This is a genomic window from Tepidimonas fonticaldi (assembly GCF_007556755.1).
GTDB lineage: Bacteria > Pseudomonadota > Gammaproteobacteria > Burkholderiales > Burkholderiaceae_C > Tepidimonas > Tepidimonas fonticaldi.
In genome coordinates, this window is record NZ_VJOO01000072.1 from 1 (window position 1) to 1,304 (window position 1,304).

Below are 1,304 nucleotides of genomic sequence, written 5' to 3' on the forward strand. Positions count from 1 at the left end.
AGGGCACTTCTCGAAACCTCCCTCCCCCTTGCAGCCCGTGAGCCGGCATGATGGCGCCCATGAGCACATCGCGCATCAAGCCCTCGTCCTTCTGGCGCTCTCAGCCCGGCGCTGACCTGTTCGTGCAAGACCAACGCCAAGCCAAGCTCGGCGGCTTCATCGCCAACCTGGCAGCAATGGACGAACTGATCGACTTCGCGGCCATTGCCGCCCGGGTCGACACCGCCTGCCCTCGCGCTGACCGTAGCAAAGGCGGGCGCCCGCCGTACCCCACCGAGGTGATGGTGCGGCTGCTGTTCATCCAGTCGCTGTACAACCTCAGCGACGAGGACTGCGAGTACCAGGTGCTGGACCGCATGAGCTTGCCGCACTTCTGCCGCCTGGACGCAGCACTGCACATCCCCGATGCGCGCACGCTGTGGAGTTTCAAGCAGCGCTTGGCCCAAGGCGGGCTGGGCGGCCGCGCCATCTTCGAGGCGGTGAGCCTGCAGTTGCAGCAGCACGGCTACATCCCGCGCGGCGGGCAGATCGTGGATGCCAGCATCGTGCAGGCACCGCTCACCCAGGCGAACAAGGACGAGCGCGAAGCGCTCAACGAAGGCCGCAGGCCCGAGGGCTGGAATGCCAAGCGGCTGCAGCACACCGACCGCGACGCGCGCTGGACCAAGAAGCACGGCAAGAGCTTCTACGGCTACAAGGCGCACGCCAACGCGGACGCGCGCTACAAGCTGATCCGCCGGGTCAAGGTCACGCCGGCCAATGTCGATGACGGCCAGACGCTCAAGGAGGTGCTGGACCGCGCCAACACCGGCGCGCGGCTGCTGGCCGACCGAGGCTACGACGCGCAGACCAACCGCCAGTGGCTGCAGGCCCACGGGCTGCGCGACGGCATCGCGCGGCGTGCCAAGCCCGGGCAGGAGCGGCGCGTGCGACTGGACGCGCGCAACAAGGCGATCAACCGCGTCCGCGCCAGAGGCGAACATGTGTTCGCCGGCCTCGAGCAGTTGGGCGGCAAGTGCGTGCGGGCGATGACGCTGGCGAGAAACGAACTGGCGATCCTGCTCAAGTGCGCGGCGTACAACGCCAAGCGGCTGGTCTGGCTGGTGCGCCATGACCCGTGCGGGTGTGCGCGATGAAGGCAGAGGTGCGCCCGCTGCAGCCTGCAAACGCCGTTTTGCAGGGCCTCGGGCGCCCGCCAAGGCGGCGATGACGGGGCCTGAGCGGCACCGAGAACCCCGAACTGAACGACGCGAGCGCCCTCATGCCGGTTCAGCTCTCGGAAATGGGGTTTTGCGAAGTGCCCT

Annotated in this window: 1 protein-coding gene; it reads left to right on the forward strand. The window is 68.0% G+C overall.

Annotated elements, in window-relative coordinates; all coding sequences use genetic code 11:
• The first annotated feature begins 59 nt into the window (after positions 1–59).
• Positions 60–1,136, forward strand: a complete 1,077-nt coding sequence (locus tag Tfont_RS14350; RefSeq protein ID WP_260682415.1) for an IS5 family transposase — start codon at positions 60–62, stop codon at positions 1,134–1,136.
• Positions 1,137–1,304 lie beyond the last annotated feature (168 nt).

Excerpts from the sequence above, each read along its gene's own strand:
- Tfont_RS14350 (WP_260682415.1), top strand. The coding sequence starts at position 60 with ATGAGCACATCGCGCATCAAGCCCTCGTCCTTCTGGCGCTCTCAGCCC.